18 protein-coding genes are annotated in these 20,158 nt (G+C 64.6%); 6 read left to right on the top strand and 12 right to left on the bottom strand.

The annotated features are described in order from the left end of the window. Positions 1 to 30: 30 nt before the first annotated feature. The 7 genes from PC358_RS27965 to PC358_RS24585 all read right to left on the bottom strand — a co-directional run bounded on the left by PC358_RS27965 (position 31) and on the right by PC358_RS24585 (position 8,458). Positions 31 to 207, bottom strand: a complete 177-nt coding sequence (locus PC358_RS27965; protein WP_077068766.1) for a hypothetical protein — start codon at positions 205 to 207, stop codon at positions 31 to 33. Further along, positions 204 to 1,316: a PepSY-associated TM helix domain-containing protein gene (locus PC358_RS24610; protein ID WP_033703108.1), complete on the bottom strand. Its 1,113-nt coding sequence runs from the start codon at positions 1,314 to 1,316 to the stop codon at positions 204 to 206. Before PC358_RS24610 ends, PC358_RS27965 begins: the two co-directional genes overlap by 4 nt. An 80-nt stretch (positions 1,317 to 1,396) precedes the next feature. After that, on the bottom strand, positions 1,397 to 3,829 hold the full coding sequence (locus tag PC358_RS24605) for a TonB-dependent siderophore receptor (RefSeq protein WP_033703107.1): 2,433 nt from the start codon (positions 3,827 to 3,829) through the stop codon (positions 1,397 to 1,399). A gap of 118 nt (positions 3,830 to 3,947) precedes the next feature. Continuing rightward, positions 3,948 to 4,904, bottom strand: coding sequence for a FecR domain-containing protein (locus PC358_RS24600; RefSeq protein ID WP_033703106.1), 957 nt, complete (start codon positions 4,902 to 4,904; stop codon positions 3,948 to 3,950). Further along, on the bottom strand, positions 4,901 to 5,419 hold the full coding sequence (locus PC358_RS24595) for an RNA polymerase sigma factor (RefSeq protein WP_033703105.1): 519 nt from the start codon (positions 5,417 to 5,419) through the stop codon (positions 4,901 to 4,903). The genes PC358_RS24600 and PC358_RS24595 overlap by 4 nt, the downstream gene beginning before the upstream one ends. A gap of 394 nt (positions 5,420 to 5,813) precedes the next feature. Then, positions 5,814 to 6,524, bottom strand: coding sequence for a 3'-5' exonuclease (locus tag PC358_RS24590; protein WP_033703104.1), 711 nt, complete (start codon positions 6,522 to 6,524; stop codon positions 5,814 to 5,816). Further along, positions 6,521 to 8,458, bottom strand: coding sequence for a putative nucleotidyltransferase substrate binding domain-containing protein (locus PC358_RS24585; RefSeq protein ID WP_033703103.1), 1,938 nt, complete (start codon positions 8,456 to 8,458; stop codon positions 6,521 to 6,523). The genes PC358_RS24590 and PC358_RS24585 overlap by 4 nt, the downstream gene beginning before the upstream one ends. 186 nt (positions 8,459 to 8,644) lie before the next feature. Here PC358_RS24585 and PC358_RS24580 point away from each other — a divergent pair, with 186 nt between their 5' ends. Next, positions 8,645 to 9,088: a response regulator gene (locus tag PC358_RS24580; RefSeq protein WP_033703102.1), complete on the top strand. Its 444-nt coding sequence runs from the start codon at positions 8,645 to 8,647 to the stop codon at positions 9,086 to 9,088. A gap of 43 nt (positions 9,089 to 9,131) precedes the next feature. Here the strand turns inward: PC358_RS24580 and PC358_RS24575 are convergent, their stop codons facing one another. Further along, positions 9,132 to 11,309: a malate synthase G gene (locus tag PC358_RS24575; protein WP_033703101.1), complete on the bottom strand. Its 2,178-nt coding sequence runs from the start codon at positions 11,307 to 11,309 to the stop codon at positions 9,132 to 9,134. A gap of 453 nt (positions 11,310 to 11,762) precedes the next feature. Here PC358_RS24575 and PC358_RS24570 point away from each other — a divergent pair, with 453 nt between their 5' ends. Then, positions 11,763 to 12,281 carry a glycine cleavage system transcriptional repressor gene (locus PC358_RS24570; RefSeq protein ID WP_033703100.1) on the top strand — a complete coding sequence of 173 codons (519 nt, stop codon included), beginning with the start codon at positions 11,763 to 11,765 and terminating at the stop codon, positions 12,279 to 12,281. 248 nt (positions 12,282 to 12,529) lie between these two features. Here PC358_RS24570 and rarD read toward each other — a convergent pair whose 3' ends face one another. The 4 genes from rarD to PC358_RS24550 all read right to left on the bottom strand — a co-directional run bounded on the left by rarD (position 12,530) and on the right by PC358_RS24550 (position 16,286). Beyond that, positions 12,530 to 13,417 (bottom strand): EamA family transporter RarD, encoded by an 888-nt coding sequence (gene rarD, locus PC358_RS24565; protein ID WP_033703099.1) that lies wholly within the window; start codon positions 13,415 to 13,417, stop codon positions 12,530 to 12,532. 64 nt (positions 13,418 to 13,481) lie between these two features. Beyond that, positions 13,482 to 14,456, bottom strand: a complete 975-nt coding sequence (locus PC358_RS24560) for a serine/threonine protein kinase (RefSeq protein WP_033703098.1) — start codon at positions 14,454 to 14,456, stop codon at positions 13,482 to 13,484. 69 nt (positions 14,457 to 14,525) lie between these two features. Beyond that, on the bottom strand, positions 14,526 to 15,290 hold the full coding sequence (locus tag PC358_RS24555) for a TOBE domain-containing protein (RefSeq protein ID WP_033703097.1): 765 nt from the start codon (positions 15,288 to 15,290) through the stop codon (positions 14,526 to 14,528). Positions 15,291 to 15,554: 264 nt separating this feature from the next. After that, complete coding sequence (locus PC358_RS24550; protein WP_033703096.1) at positions 15,555 to 16,286, bottom strand: ComF family protein; 732 nt, start codon at positions 16,284 to 16,286, stop codon at positions 15,555 to 15,557. Positions 16,287 to 16,375: 89 nt separating this feature from the next. Between PC358_RS24550 and bioB the strand changes: the two genes are divergently transcribed. Genes bioB through bioC form a run of 4 tightly spaced genes read left to right on the top strand, consistent with a single transcriptional unit; the run spans position 16,376 to position 20,156 of the window. Continuing rightward, positions 16,376 to 17,434 (top strand): biotin synthase BioB, encoded by a 1,059-nt coding sequence (bioB, locus tag PC358_RS24545; RefSeq protein ID WP_033703095.1) that lies wholly within the window; start codon positions 16,376 to 16,378, stop codon positions 17,432 to 17,434. 1 nt (position 17,435) lies between these two features. After that, a complete protein-coding gene (gene bioF, locus PC358_RS24540; RefSeq protein ID WP_033703094.1) occupies positions 17,436 to 18,629 on the top strand; it encodes an 8-amino-7-oxononanoate synthase in 1,194 nt (397 codons plus the stop codon). Next, the gene (locus PC358_RS24535) at positions 18,614 to 19,345 is read left to right on the top strand and encodes an alpha/beta fold hydrolase (protein ID WP_033703092.1); all 732 of its coding nucleotides are present in this window, start codon (positions 18,614 to 18,616) and stop codon (positions 19,343 to 19,345) included. The genes bioF and PC358_RS24535 overlap by 16 nt, the downstream gene beginning before the upstream one ends. Then, positions 19,338 to 20,156 carry a malonyl-ACP O-methyltransferase BioC gene (bioC, locus tag PC358_RS24530; RefSeq protein ID WP_033703091.1) on the top strand — a complete coding sequence of 273 codons (819 nt, stop codon included), beginning with the start codon at positions 19,338 to 19,340 and terminating at the stop codon, positions 20,154 to 20,156. Before PC358_RS24535 ends, bioC begins: the two co-directional genes overlap by 8 nt. The last annotated feature ends 2 nt before the right edge of the window (positions 20,157 to 20,158 follow it).

Genomic DNA, 20,158 nt, shown 5'->3' with positions numbered 1-20,158 from the left:
GCCCAGGGCAAGGGCCGGAGCGGTAGCCGGTTATCGACTGCAAAGCCCGCGCAGGCTGAGGATGGCGGGCACGCCGAGGCCCAGCCAGGCCAGGGCGTCCCAGGCACCGTCACCCAGCAAGGCGGCAAACAGGCCGGCGGCACCGAGCACGCTGATGGCGGCCGGCCAGGCGAAGATCCGCCAGGATGATCGAGAGGCGTGGCTCATGCCCGCACCTCCCGGGCTTTGCGCTGCTTGCTTAGCCACAAGTACAGGCCGCTGCCGAGCACGATGATGGTCAGCACATCCAGCACCGCCCAGAGAATCTGCATAGGGCGCCCGCCGTAGTCACCGAAGTGCAGTGGCTGGGACAGGCCCATGGCGTCCATGTACCACGGGCGTTCGCCCACTGCCGTCACGTGCAGGGTGCGCGCATCGATCAGCACGGGGGTGAGCAGGTGCGAGGTCAGGTGAGTGGCGCCCTTCATGAACACGGCGTAATGGTGCTCGCTGGAGAAGCGCGTGCCGGGGAAGGCGATGAAGTCCGGGCGCATACCGGGCGCGGCCTGCCCGGCGATGTCCAGCAGGCGGCTGGCTGGGGCGCGCTCGGTGAGCGGCGGGGCGTCACGGTAGGGCGCGACCATGGCGGCCAGGCTGTCGTTGCGCCAGGCGGCGATCACCAGATCGGACAAGGCACTGATCACCCCGGTGACGCCAACGGTCAGCGCCCAGGCCAGGGTCACCACGCCAATCAGGTTGTGCAGGTCGAGCCAGCGCAGGCGGCGGGATTTGTCGTGGCGCACCGTGGCGAAATCCAGGCGGCGCATGAACGGCGCGTAGAGCACGGTGCCAGAGATGATCGCCACGACGAACAGCACACCCATGAACGCCAGCAGCAGCTTGCCGGGCAGCCCGGCGAACATGTCGACGTGCAGGCGCAGCATGACCATCATGAAGCCGCCGTTGGCGGCGGGCATGGCGACAGCTTCGCCGGTGCGGGCGTCGAGCATGAAGGTGTGTGACGAATTGGGCTCGGTGCCTGCGGTGGCGGCGGTGATCGCCACCACGCCGTTGCGTTCGTCCTCGTCGTAGCCGAAGTACTGCATCACTTCGCCGGGGCGATGCTGCTCGGCCTTGAGTACCAGTTGCTGCAGGTCGAGGTGCGGGGTGCCTGCGGGCATCTCGCGCAACTCGGGGGCATCGCCGAGCAGATGCTCCAGCTCGTGGTGGAAGATCAGCGGCAGGCCGGTCAGCGCCAGCAACAGCAGGAACAAGGTGCAGACCAGGCTGCTCCAGGTGTGGATCGCGGACCAGCGGCGGATGGTTGAGCTTTTCATTTCATTTTCTTTCTCGACGTTCAGAAAGACCAAAGCCGCCCCTGGGGGGCGGCTTGGTCGGCGAGCTTGTCGTCAGGTCATCACCATTTGTAAGTGGCGCTGGCGACCACGCTGCGCTCATCGCCGTAGTAGCAGTAGTAGCTGTCACACGTGGAAATGTAGTCTTTGTTGAACACGTTGGTGGCGTTGACCGCCACCGAGGCACCCTTCAGGCTGTTGTCCAGGCGCCCCAGATCGTAGTGCACGGAGGCATCGAACACGGTGTAGGCGTTGGCCTTGCCCAGGTAGGTATTGGCCTGGTCGCCGTAGGTGTTGCCGGTGTAGCGCGCGCCACCGCCGATGCCGAAGCCGTCGAGTACGCCGGTGTGCCAGGTGTAGTCGGCCCACAGCGAGGCTTGCTGGTTGGGTATCAACTGCAGGCGGTTGCCTTTGTACAGGCCGTCCTGCACTTCGGATTTGGCCAGGGTGTAGGCGGCAACCACCTTCAGGTTTTCGGTAACGTCGGCAACCGCTTCGAGCTCCAGCCCGCGCACCTTCACTTCACCGGTCTGGCTGGTGAAGGTAATGCCACCGACGTTGTTGGTGACAGAGACGTTTTTCTGCGTCAGGTCATACACGGCGGCCGACAGCAGGGTGCTGGAGCCCGGCGGCTGATATTTGATGCCCAGTTCCCACTGCTCGCCTTCGGTCGGCTTGAACGACTCCGTTGCCGAGACACTGGCATTGCTGGACGGCTGGAACGACTCGGCATAGGAAAGGTACGGCACGAAGCCAGAGTCGAACACGTAGCTGATTGCCGCGTTGCCGCTGAACTTCTTGTCACGCTCGGTACTGGTGGCATCGCCCTGGTTGAAGAACTTGGTGCCAGTGTGCACCCAGTCTTCACGCCCGCCCAAGGTCAGGCGCCAGTTGCCCAGCGCCATCTGGTCCTGGACGTACACGCCGGTCTGGCGGGTTTTCTGGTTGTAGTCGTAGAACGCCGTGGAGCGATCCGGGCGTGTGATCGGCAGCCCGTAGACCGGGTTGATGACGTTGCTGTCTGGCACGTTGAAGCCGAAGATCGACAGGTAGTTGGTGTTGACGCGCTGATGGTCCAGGCCGATCAGCAGGGTGTGGCTGATGTCCCCGGTGCTGAAGTCAGCCTGGAAGTTGTTGTCCACTGCGAACTGGCTGATGTCTTCATCGGTGTTGGTGGACATGCGGCTGACGGTGCCATCGTCCTGCACGGGGCCACCGGGCTGGTAGTAGCTGCCGGGGGTGATGGTCTGGAACGCCAGGTCGGTCTTGGTGTAGCGCAGGTTCTGGCGGAACTGCCAGACATCGTTGATGCGGTGCTCGAAGGCATAGCCCAGCGCGTAGTAGGTACGGTCGTAGAACTCGTAGTCCGGGTCACCCAGGTTCTTGTGGTGCGAGATCTTGCCGAATGGCATGTCGATCTTGGTGCCCTGGATGGGCCGGAACTGGCTGGTGGCGCCGGTATCGTCGCGGGTGAACTGGGTCAGAAGGGTCAGCGAGGTGTCTTCGTCGATGTTCCAGGTCAGGCTTGGGGCGATGTTGTAGCGCTTGTCGTCGATGTGGTCGATCTGCGTGCCGCCATCGCGAATCACGCCACTGACGCTGTACAGGAACTGGCCTTGGTCATCGATTTTGCCGGTGCTGGCGAAGTTGATCTGGCGGTGATTGTCGCTGCCGTACTGCACTTCGATTTCGTGGCTGCTTTCGGCCTGTGGGCGGCGGCTGACCATGTCCAGCAGGCCACCCGGTGGGGTCTGGCCATAGAGCGAGGAGGCTGGGCCGCGCAGCAGCGCGAGGCGGTCCAGGTTCCAGGTTTCGGCTTTCGGGTTGGCGTATACGCCACGTGGCAGTGGCAGGCCATCGAGGAACTGGGTCGGCTCGAAGCCGCGCACGCGCATCCAGTCATAGCGGGTGTCGCTGCCGAAACTGGCAGAGACGATGCCGGGCATGTAGCGCACCGCATCATCCAGGCTGTGCACGCCGCGGTCAGCCATTTGCTGGCGCGTGGCGACGGAAATGGAGCGGGGTATTTCGACCAGTGCGGTATCGGTTTTGGTGCCGGCGGCGCTGCGCTTGGCGAGGTAGCCCTCTACCGGGCCCCACGCGCTTTCGCTGATGCTGGCGGCATTCACGGTGATTTCTGGCAGCGCCAGGGTGCCATCCGGGACGGCCACCAGGCTGTAGCTGCCGACGCTGCTCTGCTGCAACTGCAACCCGCTGCCGCGCAGGGCGGCCTGCAGGGCGCCGATGCCGTCGTACTGGCCGGTGACGGGCGCCGAAGTGCGGCCGCTGACCAGTGCTGGGTCGATGGCCAGGGCGATGCCCGATTGGCTGGCGATCTGGTTGAGGGTGCTGGCCAGGGGGGCGCTGGGCAGGTCGTAGGCGCGCAGGGCGGATTGCTCGGCGGCGAACAGGGCAGGGCTGGCCAACGGCGCAGCCAGGCCAATGGCCAGGGCCATCAGGCTGGGGCGCAGGATACGATCGACAGTACGGGACATGCAGCGGCTCCTCGACGGATAAGTGCTTACTGCTTCCTTGCCGAGCGAGATTTCAAAAGTGACAGGGGGGTGTCATGAAAAAAGCGAGATTTTTTGCAGGCGCGGCCACAGGCCGCTACTACTGGGGCTGAACCGTTACCCACCACGGGGTATGCCGCTCTATCTTCACCGGCAGTGCCGGCACCAGCGATGCCAGGGCCAGGTCGATGTCGGTCAGCGGGAAGCTGCCGGTAACACGCAGGTCGGCGACCTCGTCTGCCACCCCGAGGTGGCCGCTGCGGTACTTGCCGAGGGCAGCGACCAAGTCAGCCAGGCGTACGTTGTCCACCACCAGCATGCCGCGGGTCCAGGCATCGGCACCGACGTCGACCGTGCCGACCTGGCCGAGGCCGTTGGCATCCATGAGCACCTGCTGGCCTTCGCGCAATACCTGTTCGTCCCCACTGTTCAGCGGCATGGCCGCGACCGAGGCCTGCAGCACCTCCAGGCGTGTTCCGTTGGCCTCACGGCGCACCAGGAAGCGCGTGCCCAGCGGGCGCAGGCGGCCGTCGTCGGTGCGTACCAGCAACGGGCGTGGGTCTTGGTGGCCGGTCTCGACCGAGATTTCACCCTGGTGCAGCACGATCACCCGTTGCGCGCCTGCGTAGTCGATGTCCACTGCTGTGTGGGTGTTCAGGCTCAGCAAGGTGCCGTCTTCCAGGCGCAGGGTGCGCAGCTCGCCGGTGGCGGTGCGTTGGTCGGCCAGCCAGTAGTGCGCTGACAGCGACGGGGCGCCGACCCAAGCCAGCAACGAACCCAGCAGGAACATGCCCGCCAGGCCACCGCCCACCTTGCCGATGCGCCGGCGCAAGCCGGCACGCGATTGCAGCAGCGCCTGGCGCGCGGGCCCGGCAGCGGCGTTGACGCGCTGGTCAAGGCAACCCAGCTGGCGCCAGGCGCGGGCATGCTCTTCGCTGGCAGCGTGCCAGCGCATGAACTCACTGCGCTCATCTGGCGTGCCGCTGCCCTGGTCCAGGCTCAGCTTCCAGGCAATGGCTGCATCCAGCACCCGCGACGAGACCGGTGAACCGTTCACGTCGGCTCCCCGTACAAGGCCACATAGCACTGGCGCATGCCCTGGGCGATGTACTGGCGTACCCGCGAGACCGAAACACCAAGGCGCTCGGCGATTTCGGCGTGGCCCATGCCGTCCAGGCGGTTGTGCAGGAAGGCCGCACGGGCCTTGCTCGACAGCTTGCCAAGCAGGCGGTCGATGGCCTTGAGGTCTTCGAGAATCAGGTGCTGGATTTCGGGAGAGGGCTGTTCGGCTTCCGGCAGGTGGGCGAGTTCGGCCAGGTAGGCCTGCTCCAGTACGGCGCGGCGGAAGTGGTCGAACAGCAGCCCCTTGGCCACGGCGGCCAGAAAGGCGCGCGGCTCGCGGGGCGTGTCCAGTTGCTCGCGGCCGAGCAGGCGCACGAAGGTGTCCTGGCTCAGGTCTTCGGCACGTTGGCGGCAGGCCGTGCTGCGTTGCAGCCAGGCGAGCAGCCAACTGCGGTGATCGCGGTAAAGCGCACCGACCAGCTCGGCGTGTGGGCTGTGTGCAGAAGACAAGCAGCGTCCCCCCGGAACGAATGCATTAACTAACGATAATTATTCGCGATTGTTGCAGAGGCGGGGGGCGCGGCGCAATGGACGCTTATCGGATTGCCACTATGCGGGGCTTCCAGGCGCATGGTCTGGATGATTCAGCGCCTATCAGATCGAGCGCCGCCCGCGCGGCGCAGCGCGGGGCAAGCCCGCTCCCACATCTGTTTCGGGCCAGTTATTCCTGAGGCATTGGCGCGCGGCCCCTTGGCGCCCGCCTCGATATCGAATCGGACCAACAAGGCGGTCACGCCCCTAAGGTACTGGCCTCACTGGCCCGAAATAGATGTGGGAGCGGGCTTGCCCCGCGAAGCGCCGCGCGGGCGGCGCTCGATCTCACCGGCGCAACAACACTCAAGCCCTACAAACCGTGACTCTGTGCCGCACGCCGCCGCCACCCGCGCAACCGCTGCTCAAGTTGCAACGGGCTGTCGAGCTGCTGGCGGCGAGCCTGGCTGAACAGGATCAACGCCAGCTCGGCAGTGACCTGGGCATCGGCGCTGGCATGGTGGCGCTCTTCAACCTGCAGGCCAAAGCGGGCGACCCAGTCATCCAGCCCGGCTTCGCGCAGTACCGTGTCGGGGTTGAGCATCGGCGCCAGTTCAGCCACATCCAGGAACGGCACCTGCAGGCGATAGCCCAGGCTTTCCTTCAGCGCCCGCGCCAGCATGCGCTGATCGAAAGGCGCATGGAACGCCAACACCGGGCTGTCGCCAATGAAGTCGAGCAGGTCGATCAACGCCTCGGCCGGGTCGCAACCCGCGGCCAGGGCACTGGGCCCTAGCCCGTGAATCAGCACACTGGCGTTGGTCTTCTGGGAGGGGCGGTACAGAGTGCGTTCGAACTGCTGGGCAAAGTCGATGGCACCGTCCTCGATGGCCACGGCACCGATCGACAGGACCTGGTCGCGGTTGGGGTTGAGGCCACTGGTTTCCAGGTCCAGCACCACCCAGCGCTGTTCGCGCAACGTGCACACCCCCAGCGCAGCCGGCTTGGGCAACTGCGCCAGGCGTTGGCGCGCGGTGTCGTCCAGCGTGGGCAGGTTGGGGCGCAGCCAGGCGAACAGGCTCATAGCTGGTACCGCAAGGCCAGGCTGCTTTGCAGGCGCTGGGCCTGGCGCAGCGACTCACGCAGGATGCGTCGGTCCAGGTGGTTGAGGCTGTCGGGGTCGACGCGGTTGGAGTAGGGCAGGTTATCGCGGGTCTGGCGCTGGTGCTGCTGCATGCGGGTCTGCTGGATGAAGTGGTAGGCCTCTTCGTAAGCCGCACCGTCGAGTGGTTCGATGATGCCCTTCTGCACCAGCTGGCGCAGGCGTTCGAGGGTGTTGCAGGCGCCGATGCCGTTGGCCAGGGCCAGCAGGCGCGCACCATCGACGAAGGGCGTCAGGCCCTGCACCTTGAGGTCGAGGGTGGCGGCCTTGTCGTTGCCCTGGCGGGTCAGCACGAATTCGCGCAGGCGCCCCACCGGTGGGCGTTGGCGCAGGGCGTTGTCGGCCATCATGCGCTGGAAAATGCGGTTGTCGGCGACCTGGGCCAGCAGGCTCTGGCGCAGTTGTTCACAGCCTTGCTCGTCACCCCAGACCACGCGCAGGTCGAAATAGATGCTCGAACCCAGCAGGTTTTCGGGGCTTGCCTCGCGGATGAATCCTGCGAAGCGCCGCGCCCATTCCCCGCGTGACAGGCACAGCGCGGGGTTGCCGGCCATGACATTGCCTTTGCACAGGGTAAAGCCGCACTGTGCCAGGCACTGGTTGATGTACTGCGCCAGGGGCAGCAGGCGGGCACGGATCGCGTCGGCTTCGGCGCTGTCGCGGGCCTCGAACAGAATGCCGTTGTCCTGGTCGGTGTGCAGGGTCTGCTCGCGCCGCCCCTCACTGCCGAAGCACAGCCAGCTGAACGGCACCGCTGGGTCGCCGCGTTCGGCTATGGCCAGTTCGATCACCCGGCAGACCGTGTGGTCGTTGAGCAAGGTGATGATCTGGGTGATCTGCGTCGACGAGGCGCCATGGGCGAGCATGCGCTCGACCAGCTGGCTGATCTCACCGCGCAGCGACACCAGGGTGTCCAGACGCGGGGCATGGCGGATGGTACGCGCCAGGTGCACCAGGTCGACACGTTGCAGGGAGAACAGGTCACGCTCGGAAACCACCCCGCACAGGCGCTGGTTGTCCACCAGGCAGACATGCGCGATATGCCGCTCGGTCATGGCCATGGCGGCATCGAAAGCACTGGCCTGCGGGCTGAGGTAGAACGGCCTGGCGGTCATGTGCCGGTCGATGGGCGCGCCCAGGTCGGCATCCGCGCCCGCCACCACCTGGCGCAGGTCGCGCAGGGTGAAGATGCCGATCGGGTAGCGCTGGGGGTCGACCACGACAATGCTGCCGACCTGCTGCTCGTGCATCAGCCGCACGGCGTCGCGCAGCGGCGTGTCGGGGTTGCACACCACCGGGTGACGCATGGCCAGCTCGCCCAGGGGGGTGTTCAGCGAGTACTGGGTGCCGAGGGTTTCCACGGCGCGTTGGCGCACCTGCTGGTTGACCTGGTCGAGCAGGCTGCTGACCCCGCGCAGGGCAAAGTCGCGAAAGGCTTCCGACAGGGAGAACACGCGGATGAAAGCGGCCTTGTTCAGTTGCAGGCAGAAGGTGTCCTCACCGGCCAGGTGCTCGGTGCGGGTGGCGCGCTCGCCAAGCAGGGCGGCCAGGGGGAAGCACTCGCCGCTGGTGATCTCGAAGGTGGTCTCCACACCGGGTTTGACCAGGTGCTGGCGTTCGCCGACCACGCGCCCTTGTTTGACGATGTAGAAGTGCTCGACCGGGCCGTCGGCGGGTTTGACGATGCTTTCGCCACTGGCATAGAAACGCAGCTGGCACTGCTCGACCAGATACGCCAGATGGCTGTGCTCCATCTGGTTGAAGGGTGGGAAGCGCTGCAGAAACTGCAACGTACCTTGTATGTTCTGCAGCACAGCCGTCCTGCCCGCCTGGCTGTAGGCGTCCTTTTTACTCATGACACTGACCGTATCGCTACGCCGAACTATATATATCTATATATAGGTGCCGGCCTTGTTGTTCTCGGTCCCCATGGTCGGCTGGCTGAGGTGTGGTGCCCATTGGACGTAAGTCTATGGGCGGCGTGTGATCAATATCGCAAAGCGCGGTCTTACCGGTGAGCAAGACTTTTTGACGAGACGACCATGGTTGAGCATGACGACATCCTGAGTGACGCCGAACGCGAGGCACTGGCCCGGCTGGTGGCGCCTATTGCGCCCAAGCCTGTGGTTCTGGTGGTGGATGACAACCGAGTGAACAGCGAGGCCTTGAGCCTGTACCTGAAAAGCAGAGGCATCGACTGCATGACGGCCGACGGGGTCCAGGAGGCGATGTTCAAGCTGCATTACGAGCCGAGGATCGCCTTGGTGATCACTGACCTGCGCATGGAGCCCAAGGATGGCCTGGATCTGATCCGGTATATTCGTAAGTCGGAGCGGGCGGCGTTGTCGATCATCGTGGTGTCGGGCGACACCGATGTGAAAGAGGCGGTAGACGTGATGCACCTGGGGGTGGTCGACTTTTTGCTCAAGCCGGTGGACCTGGGCAAACTGCTGGAGCTGGTGAAGAAAGAACTGAAGATTGGGTGATGGGTAGAGGGGCCGCAAAGCGGCCCCCGTACGCAGATGTTACTTACAACCCGTTACGCGCCTTGAACTCGCGACGGCGACGGTGCAGTACCGGCTCGGTATAACCGTTCGGCTGCTTGCCACCTTCGATCACCAGCTCCACGGCCGCCTGGAACGCGACGTTGTCGTCGAAGCTCGGCGCCATCGGTTGGTACAGGGGGTCGCCAGCGTTCTGCTGGTCGACCACCACCGCCATGCGCTTGAGGCTTTCCAGCACCTGCGCCTCGTTGACCACGCCGTGGCGCAGCCAGTTGGCCAGCAGCTGGGCCGAGATGCGCAGGGTGGCGCGGTCTTCCATCAGGCCGACGTTGTTGATGTCCGGCACCTTCGAACAACCCACGCCCTGATCGATCCAGCGAACCACGTAGCCAAGGATGCCCTGGGCGTTGTTGTCCAGCTCGTTGCGGATCTCCTCGGCCGACCAGTTGGTGTCGGCGGCCAGCGGGATGGCCAGGATGTCGTCGACCGAAGCCGGGGTGCGCGTAGCGAGCTCGCGCTGACGCGCCTGCACATCGACCTTGTGGTAGTGCAGGGCATGCAGGGTAGCGGCGGTCGGCGAAGGTACCCAGGCGGTGTTGGCACCGGCCAGCGGGTGGGCGATCTTCTGCTCGAGCATGGCAGCCATCAGGTCGGGCATGGCCCACATGCCTTTGCCGATCTGCGCACGGCCTTGCAGGCCGGTGGCCAGGCCGACGTCGACGTTGTTGTTCTCGTAGGCGCCGATCCACTTCTCGTTCTTCATGGCGCCCTTGCGCACGACGGCGCCGGCTTCCATGGAGGTGTGAATTTCGTCACCGGTGCGGTCGAGGAAGCCGGTGTTGATGAACGCCACGCGCTCGGCAGCGGCCTTGATGCAGGATTTGAGGTTGACCGTGGTACGGCGCTCCTCGTCCATGATGCCGACCTTGACGGTGTTGCGCGGCATGCCCAGCAGGTCTTCGACCTGGCTGAAGATTTCAGCGGCGAAGGCCACTTCTTCCGGGCCGTGCATCTTCGGCTTGACGATGTAGACGCTGCCGGTACGGGTGTTCTTGCGGCTGGTGTTGCCGTTGAGGTTGTGCAGGGCGATCAGGTTGGTGAACAGACCGTCCTGGATACCTTCGGGGATTTCATTGCCCTGGGCGTCGAGGATCGCCGGGTTGGTCATCAGGTGGCCAACGTTGCGCACGAACAGCAGCGAACGGCCGTGCAGGGTGACCGTGCCACCGTTTGGCGCGGCGTATTCGCGGTCTGGGTTCATGGTGCGGGTGAAGGTCTTGCCACCCTTGTTCACGCTTTCGGCCAGGTCGCCTTTCATCAGGCCCAGCCAGTTGCGGTAGACGATGACTTTGTCATCGGCGTCCACGGCCGCGACCGAGTCTTCGCAGTCCATGATGGTGGTCAGTGCCGATTCCATCAGGATGTCTTTGACACCGGCGGCATCGGTGCTGCCAACCGGGGTGCTGGCATCGACCTGGATTTCGAAGTGCAGGCCGTTGTGCTTGAGCAGCACGGAGGTCGGCGCGGCGGCATCGCCGACGTAGCCGATCAGTTGGGCATCGTCACGCAGGCCGCTGTTGCTGCCGCCCTTGAGGGCGACGACCAGCTTGCCGGCTTTGATGCTGTAGGCCGTGGAGTCGACATGCGAGCCTGCAGCCAGTGGCGCGGCTTCGTCGAGGAAGGCGCGGGCAAAGGCAATAACCTTGTCGCCCCGGGCTTTGTTGTAGCCCTGGCCTTTCTCGGCGCCGCCTTCATCGCTGATGGCATCGGTGCCATACAGGGCGTCGTACAGCGAACCCCAACGGGCGTTGGCGGCGTTCAGGGCGAAGCGGGCGTTCATCACCGGCACTACCAGCTGTGGGCCGGCCATGCGGGCGATTTCTTCGTCCACGTTCTGCGTGGTGGCCTGGAAATCGTCGGCTTGTGGCAGCAGATAGCCGATTTCCTGGAGGAAGCTTTTGTAGGCTACGGCGTCATGGGCCTGGCCTTTGCGTGCCTGGTGCCAGGCGTCGATCTTGGCTTGCAGCTCGTCGCGCTTGGCGAGCAGGGCTTTGTTCTTTGGAGCGAGGTCATTGATGATCTTCTCTGCACCTGCCCAGAACTGCTCGGCGACGATGCCGGTCCCGGGGATGGCTTCGTTGTTCACGAAGTCGTACAGGACCTTGGCGACCTGAAGGCCACCGACTTGAACGTATCCAGTCATTGCTTGCCTCACTCTGCTCAGCTATTTCGCTCTTCTGTATTAAGCCTGTAGCGCTTCTCTAAACACGGCACCAGTGCGTGCCCAGGTCGGATGAACCCGAGGGCGGCTGGGTGCGGCCTGCCAGACGGGCTGGCGGGCAGTGTGCGTATTTTCACAGGCGCCTTGGCAGACATCCAAACGACGTTTTGTAGTCCGCGCCACGGGATACTACATGAAGCAGTAGGCGGGGCAAAATCAGACTAAAAGCGTCGTTGTGCGACCCGTTGGTCGCGTATGGTCACGCTGGGAATTGGTATGTTCGCAAAAAACAGGTGGATTGTTCCAGATAAATCTTGAAACAGTACACGATTAGTCATGTCGATTGCCCTGCGGCAGGTTGCCGCGCCTTGCCTATACTCAATCGATCCCCCGGTTTATCGCCGCCCAGCGCGGTTTGACACAGAGGAAGGGCTTGTGGATCATCTTGTACTCACTGTGATTGCCCCTGACAAGGCCGGCCAGGTCGAACGCATTGCCCAATGCATCGCCGACCACAGCGGTAACTGGCTGGAAAGCCGCATGTCGCGCATGGCCGGGCAGTTCGCCGGCATCCTGCGGGTGGCGGTGCCGGCGGAAAATTATGCAGAACTGGTCGCGTCGCTGCAGGCCCTGGCCCGCTACGATATTCGTGTATTGATTGCCGAGAGCGGCATCGAGCCGTCGTGCACCTGGAAGCCTATCGCCATGGAGCTGGTGGGTAATGACCGGCCCGGGATCGTGCGCGATATCACCCGGCTGCTGGCCGAGCTTGGGGTGAACCTGGAGCGCTTTACCACTGAAGTGCGGCCTGCACCGATGAGCAGTGAGCCGTTGTTTCATGCCAATGCATTGTTGGCGCTGCCGTTGACCTTGTCGCTGGACGAACTGCAGCAGCGGTTGGAGAGCCTGGCGGATGATTTGATGGTGGAGTTGGAGCTGCGGGCGGAAGAGTGATCCGCGATGGCTGGGGCTCGCTTTGCGGCCTCAGGGTTATCCCCCGTTTTACAGGTACGGCCCTGTGGATAACCTGGGGGCGCACGTCTCCATCCCACGCGCATCAAGGCCTGCAAAGGTTTGTTCAAAAAACACCCAGAATTCAGCAGCTTGTGCACAAAGCACGGGGACGAGGGTGTGGATAACCTCTGGAGATGTCTCTGCAGGCCACGACCCACGTGCCCTGCAGAGTTTTGATCGTTTTTTGATCAGGCGCGCTTGCGCAAATTCAGCCAGGCATCGACGCTGTATATCGCCAAACCCGCCCAGATGAACACGAACGCCACCAGGGTGCTCGACGACAAATGCTCGTCAAACAGCAGCACCGCCTGCAGCAGCACCAGGGTCGGGGCGAGGTACTGCAGGAAGCCCAGCGTGGTATACGGCAGATGGCGTGCGGCAGCGTTGAAGCACACCAGCGGCACCAGCGTTACCGGCCCTGCCGCCATCAACCACAACGCTTCGCTGCTGGTGTAGAACGCGCCCTGCGCGCTCATCGCGGCGGGGTGCAGCAACAGCCAGCCGAGGGCCAGGGGCACCAGCATCCAGGTTTCCACCACCAGGCCCGGCAACGCTGCCACGGGCGCCTGTTTGCGGATCAGCCCATAGAAGCCGAAGGTCAGCGCCAGTACCAGCGAGACCCAGGGCAGGCTGCCGACCTGCCATACCTGCTGGGCCACGCCCACCGCCGCCATGGCCACTGCCAGCCATTGCAGGCGGCGCAGGCGCTCGCCCAGGATGAGCATGCCCAGCAGCACGTTGATCAGCGGGTTTATGTAGTAGCCAAGGCTGGCTTCGAGCATGCGGCCATTGTTCACCGACCATACGTAGGTCAGCCAGTTGCCAGCGATCAGCGCGCCGCTCAGCGCCAGGATGGCCAGCCGGCGCGGGTTGTCGCGCAGTTCGCGCCACCAGCCGGGGTGCTTCCATACCAGCAACAGCAGCGAGCCAAACAAGGCCGACCAGAGCACCCGGTGGACGATGATCTCCACCGCCGGCACGCTCTGGATCGCTTTGAAGTAGAGAGGGAACAGGCCCCAGATGATGTAGGCACTAAGGCCCAGGATGTACCCGCGTTGCGGGTTTGCGGCGTGCATGCAGAATCCTTGCTTAGGTAGCTAAATAAAGCGACGCCTATTGTAGACAGAGGTCAGCGCACTTCTAGAACAATTTCAGCGGTTGTTCATCGAGGGCTGCCATCTGCTCGCGCAGCGCGAGAATCTGGTCGCCCCAGTAGCGCGGCTGGCCGAACCACGGGAAGCTTCGCGGGAATGCCGGGTCGTCCCAGCGCCGCGCCAGCCACGCGCTGTGGTGCAGTTGGCGCAAGGCGCGCAGCGGCTCGATCAGGGGCAGCTCGCGTGGGTCGAAGTCGTGGAACTCGTTGTAGCCGTCGATCAGCTCTGCCAGTTGGCCGAGGCGTTCTTCGCGGCTGCCAGCGAGCATCATCCACAGGTCCTGCACCGCCGGGCCCATGCGGCAGTCGTCGAGGTCGACCACGTGATACACCTCGTCGCGATGCATCAGGTTGCCCGGGTGCAAGTCGCCGTGCAGGCGCATCACCTTGTGTGGGGTGCGGGCGTAGATATCCTCGACCCGTTTCAGCAGGTCGCGGGCCACGGACTCGAAGGCGGGCAGCAATTCGCGCGGGACGAAGTTGCCTTCCAGCAGGGTTTGCAGGGAGGCGTGGCCGAAGTTGTCCACAGCCAACGCTTCGCGATGCTCGAACGGCCGTGTCGCGGCAACGGCGTGCAGGCGGCCGAGCAACTGGCCGAGGCGATAGAGCTGGTCGAGGTTGCCGGGTTCTGGTGCATGGCCGCCACGGCGGGGGAACAGTGTGAAGCGAAAACCCTGGTGCTCGAACAATGTGCGGCCGTCGTGCTGCAGAGGCGCGACCACGGGCACTTCACAGTCGGCAAGCTCGGCAGTGAAGCGGTGTTCTTCAAGGATCGCCGCATCGCTCCAGCGGCCAGGTCGGTAAAACTTGGCGATCAGCGGTTGTGAGTCTTCGATGCCTACCTGGTAGACGCGGTTTTCGTAGCTGTTCAGCGCCAGGATCCGGGCATCGCTGAGGAAGCCGATGCTTTCCACGGCGTCCAGGACCAAGTCGGGGGTGAGGGTGACGAAGGGGTGTGACATGGTGGCTCCGGGGATAGGCGGCGTGCAGCCATGGTAACGCATTCCACCTTGCCAAACGGTGCGGCCAAGCTACACCGGCACCCCCAGCAGCACATAAGAAGGATGGAACTGTGCCCGTACCTGGCTGCCCGTTTGAATCCGATTGCGCGTCAACCACGCCTTTTCGGCGAACGCGCACAATGTCTGCCCATTGCCCAGCGCCAGCCGTACTTCGCTGGGCCCGTCAGCGTCCGCCAGCACGTGTTCCACCGTTGCCTTGAGGCAGTTGCTGCCCGCGTCGGCGTCATCGCCATCCCCCAGCAGTTGCACCCAACCGGCCTTGAGCAACGCCACCACCATTGTCCCCAGGGTCAACTCCAGGCGCGCGGTGCTGTCGTGGGTAATCAGCGCCTCGATCTCCAGGCCACCGCCCAGCGCCAGGCTTACGCAGTCATGCCGGCCTTCACGGCGTAGGCCGCTGACCTTGCCCTGCAGCTGATTGCGCGCACTGGTGCGCAGCATCAGGCGCCCGAGCAGGTCGAGGTCGCTGGACTCTTCGGCCGCTTCCAGGATTTGTGCCTGCAGGGCCTGCAGGCGTTGATAAAGACGCAGCACGCGTTCGCCTTCGACCGACAGGCGTGCGCCGCCGCCGCCACGCCCGCCGGTGCTGCGCTCGACCAGGGGCTGGCTGGCCAGGTTGTTGAGCTCGTCGATGGCGTCCCAGGCGGCTTTGTAGCTGACGCCTGCGGCCTTGGCGGCGCGTGTGATCGAGCCTTGTTCGGCGATGTGCTGGAGCAGGGCGATGCGTTGCGGGCGGCGGGCGATGTGCTGGGTGAGCAGGGCGGGTAGGGACATGGGGAGGGTAATCAGTCGTCGATGCAAGGTCGTTGCTTTATAGCATGGCCCTGATTGGTTGCATGGCCCTGATTGGTGTAGGAGCGGCCTTGCGTCGCGAAAGGGCTGCGCAGCAGCCCCCATCGATTTTAGCGGCGACGCTGGAATCCGGGATTAGCGGCGACGCTGGAGTCCGGGATTAGCAGCGACGCTGAAATCCGGGATTAGCAGCGACGCTGAAATCCGGGGGCCGCTGCGCAGCCCTTTCGCGACGCAAGGCCGCTCCTACACGGGCTTGGGGGTGCGTGCCAGGCAATACACATCGACCCGGCGTGCCCCGGCCTTGGTTAACACCTGGGCAATCGACTGGGCGGTGGTGCCGGTAGTCAGCACGTCATCGACCACCGCTACATGCCTGCCCGCCAGTGCCTTGTGCCCGGTGAGGCAGAAGGCCTGGCGCAGGTTGCGGCGCCTGGCCTTGGCATCCAGGTGCTGCTGCGCCTGTGTTTCGCGTGTACGCAGCAGCAGCCTCTCGTCGCAATCGATGCCCAACTGCGACGCCAACCAGCGCGCCAGCATGCCGGCCTGGTTGAAGCCGCGCTCACGCAGTCGACGCTTGGCCAAGGGCACAGGCAACAGCAGGTCAGGTTGCGCCAGGCCTTCTGCATAGCGATGTTGCAGGCCCTGGCCGAGCAATTCGGCCATCAACCGCCCCAGCGGCCACTGGCGTTTGTGCTTGAAGCGGCTGATCAGCGTGTCTACCGGGAACCCGTAATGCCACAGCGCGATGACCTGGTCGAACGCCGGCGCCCGGCGGCTGCACTGGCCGCAGGTCAGGTTGGCCATGGGCAAAGGCAGGGCGCAGCGCAGGCAGTAGTCCTGCAACCAAGGCAACGCCTGTTCGCAGGCGACACACAGTGGGTACGCCTGTTCGGCAAGGGCGTCGCAGAGCAGACAGTAATGGTTAATATTTATACACTTGTAAACCAGTGTTTTCAGGTTGGGTTGACAGTTCATAGGCCTTCCATGACTATGCGAGCTATCCGTGATGCGCTGGCGGGCATTCCTGTCCCGGCGCCAGTTACAGCCTAAACAAGGAAACGCCGATGAGCGCCAGCACAACTGCAACAACACGTCACGACTGGACCCTGGCCGAGGTCAAGGCGCTGTTCCAGCAACCATTCAACGACCTGCTGTTCCAGGCGCAAACCGTGCACCGCGCGCATTTCGACGCAAACCGCGTGCAGGTCTCGACCCTGCTGTCGATCAAGACCGGCGCCTGCCCGGAAGATTGCAAATATTGTCCGCAGTCCGGCCACTACAACACCGGGCTGGAAAAACAGAAGCTGATGGAAGTGCAGAAGGTGCTGGAAGAAGCCGCCCGCGCCAAAGCCATTGGCTCGACCCGCTTCTGCATGGGCGCGGCGTGGAAGCACCCGTCGGCCAAGGACATGCCCTACGTGCTGGAGATGGTCAAAGGGGTCAAGGCCATGGGCCTGGAAACCTGCATGACCCTCGGCAAGCTCGATCAGGATCAGACCCAGGCGCTGGCCCAGGCCGGCCTCGACTATTACAACCACAACCTCGACACCTCGCCCGAGTTCTACGGCAGCATCATCACCACCCGCACCTACAGCGAACGCCTGCAAACCCTGGCCTATGTGCGTGATGCCGGGATGAAGATCTGCTCTGGCGGCATCCTCGGCATGGGCGAGTCGCTGGATGACCGCGCCGGCCTGCTGATCCAGCTGGCCAACCTGCCCGAGCACCCGGAGTCGGTGCCGATCAACATGCTGGTCAAGGTGGCGGGCACGCCGCTGGCCGAAGAAGAAGATGTCGACCCGTTCGACTTCATCCGCATGCTGGCGGTGGCCCGCCTGCTGATGCCCAAGTCGCATGTGCGCCTGTCTGCCGGCCGTGAGCAGATGAACGAGCAGATGCAGGCCCTGGCCTTCATGGCGGGCGCCAACTCGATCTTCTATGGCGAGAAACTGCTGACCACCGCCAACCCGCAGGCTGACAAGGACATGCAGCTGTTCGCCCGCCTGGGTATCAAGCCTGAGGCCCGCGAAGAGCACGCCGATGAAGTGCACCAGGCAGCCATCGAGCAGGCGCTGGTCGAACAGCGCAGCAGCGAGATGTTCTACAACGCAGCAACGGCCTGAGATGGCCTTTGACCTGGCAGCGCGCCTGGCCGAACGGCGCGCTGCAGACCTGTATCGGCAGCGGCCACTGCTGGAGAGCCCGCAGGGGCCTGAAGTGGTGGTCGATGGCCAGCCGCTGTTGGCGTTTTGCAGCAATGATTACCTGGGTCTTGCCAATCACCCGGAGGTGATCGCCGCCTGGCAGGCCGGCGCCGAACGCTGGGGTGTCGGTGGCGGCGCGTCGCACCTGGTGATTGGCCACAGCACGCCGCACCACCAGGTCGAAGAGGCGTTGGCAGAGCTGACCGGGCGTCCGCGCGCGTTGCTGTTCTCCACCGGCTACATGGCCAACCTGGGCGCCATCACTGCGCTGGTGGGGCAGGGCGACACGGTGCTGCAGGACCGCCTCAACCACGCCTCGCTGTTGGATGGCGGGCTGCTCAGTGGTGCCCGTTTCAACCGCTACCTGCACAACGACCCGGCCAGCCTGGCCAGCCGCCTGGACAAGGCCGTGGGCAATACCCTGGTGGTGACCGACGGGGTGTTCAGCATGGATGGCGACCTTGCCGATTTGCCGGCCCTGGCCAAGGCCGCCCGCGCCCGCGGCGCCTGGCTGATGGTCGATGATGCCCATGGCCTGGGGACCTTGGGGGCCCAGGGTGGCGGTATCGTCGAGCACTTTGGTTTGGGTGTGGATGATGTACCCGTGCTGATCGGCACCCTGGGCAAAGCCTGCGGCACGGCCGGCGCTTTTGTTGCCGGTAGCGAAGCGTTGATCGAGGCGCTGGTGCAGTTCGCCCGGCCTTACATCTACACCACCAGCCAGCCCCCGGCGCTGGCCTGTGCCACGCTCAAAAGCCTGGAACTGTTGCGCCGCGAAACCTGGCGCCGCGAGCACCTGGCCGCGTTGATCCGCCAGTTCCGCCAGGGCGCCCAGCAGATCGGCCTTGAGCTGATGGACAGCCCCACACCGATTCAGCCGATCATGATCGGTGACAGCGCCCAGGCCCTGCGCCTGTCACAGATGTTGCGCGAGCGGGGCTTGCTGGTGACGGCGATCCGCCCACCCACCGTGCCCGCCGGCAGCGCGCGCCTGCGGGTGACGCTGAGCGCCGCGCACAGTGAGGCGCAGGTGCAGCTATTGTTGAATGCATTGGCCGAGTGTTATCCACAACTGGAGAACACCACTGGAGAGCGCCGATGCGAAATCGACTGATTCTATTGCCCGGCTGGGGCCTGGGCACCGCTGCGCTGGAGCCACTGGCTGCCAGCCTCAGGGCTCAGGATGCACGCCTGCAGGTCGAGCTGATGCCCCTGCCGGAACTGGCCGAAGCCGATGTGCAGGCCTGGGTCGACCACCTCGATCGCAAGCTGCCGACTGATACGTGGCTGGGCGGCTGGTCGCTCGGCGGCATGTTGGCCAGTGAGCTGGCAAGCAGGCGCGGTGATCACTGCTGCGGCCTGCTGACCCTGGGCAGCAACCCCAGCTTCGTGGCGCGGTCGGACTGGCCCCACGGCATGGCCGACGACACCTTCGGCACCTTCCTCGACGGTTGCCGCAGCCACACCCAGGTGACGCTCAAGCGCTTTCGCAGCTTGTGCAGCGACGGTGCCCTGCAACCGCGTACGTTGCTGCGTCAGCTTGGCGTAGGGGTGCCGGACACCGACCCGCTGTACCTTGCCACCGGCTTACAGGTGCTGGCGCAACTGGATACCCGCGCGGCCCTGCAACACTTCGCCGGGCCGCAACTGCACCTGTTCGCCGGTAGCGATGCGCTGGTGCCTGCGGAGGCCGCCAAGGCCCTGAGCGAACTGTTGCCGGACGTGGAAGTCGGCCTGGTCGAAGAGAGTTCCCACGCCTTCCTGCTGGAGTACCCACAGGAGCTGGCGGCGGGCATCAAGAGTTTCCTGCATGAGAGTGGCGATGACTGACCTTTCCCGTCCGATTCTGCCCGGCGCGCTGCCGGACAAGCGCCAGGTGGCGGCCTCGTTTTCCCGCGCGGCGGCCAGCTACGACAGCGTCGCGGCCTTGCAGCGCGACGTTGGCATGAGCCTGCTGGGCCAGTTGCCGGCAGGGCTGGCGCCGTCGCGCTGGCTTGACCTGGGCAGCGGCACCGGGCACTTCAGCCGGGTGCTGGCCGAGCGCTTCGCGCAGGCCAGTGGCGTGGCGGTGGATATCGCCGAAGGCATGCTGCGCCATGCCCGGCATGAGCAGGGCGGTGCCCAGTACCACGTGGTCGGCGATGCCGAGCGCCTGCCGCTGCGTGAGGCCAGCGTCGACCTGGTGTTCTCCAGCCTTGCAGTGCAGTGGTGCGGGCAGTTCGCCAGTGTGCTGGATGAGGCGCGGCGGGTGCTGCGCCCAGGCGGTGTGCTGGCGTTCAGCAGCCTGTGCGTCGGTACCCTGGACGAGCTGCGCGCCAGTTGGCAGGCGGTGGATGGCCTGGTGCACGTCAACCGCTTCCGCCGCTTCGACGATTACCAGCGCCTGTGCGCAGGCAGTGGCTTGCAGCACGTGACGCTGCAGCAGCGTGCGCATGTGCTGCACTACCCGGATGTACGCAGCCTGACCCACGAACTGAAGGCCCTTGGCGCCCACAACATCAACCCGGGCCGCCCCTCGGGCCTGACCGGCCGCGCGCGCATGCAAAGCTTGTTGCAGGCATATGAGGCATTTCGCCAGCCCCAGGGGCTGCCAGCCACTTATCAAGTGGTCTATGGTGTGTTGCGCAAGCCACAGGGGTAAGG

Origin of the sequence: Pseudomonas capeferrum (assembly GCF_000731675.1) — a bacterium.
Classification (GTDB): Bacteria; Pseudomonadota; Gammaproteobacteria; order Pseudomonadales; family Pseudomonadaceae; genus Aquipseudomonas; species Aquipseudomonas capeferrum.
Note: the sequence above shows the minus strand (reverse complement) of the source record. Positions and strands in the feature narration are given on the sequence as shown.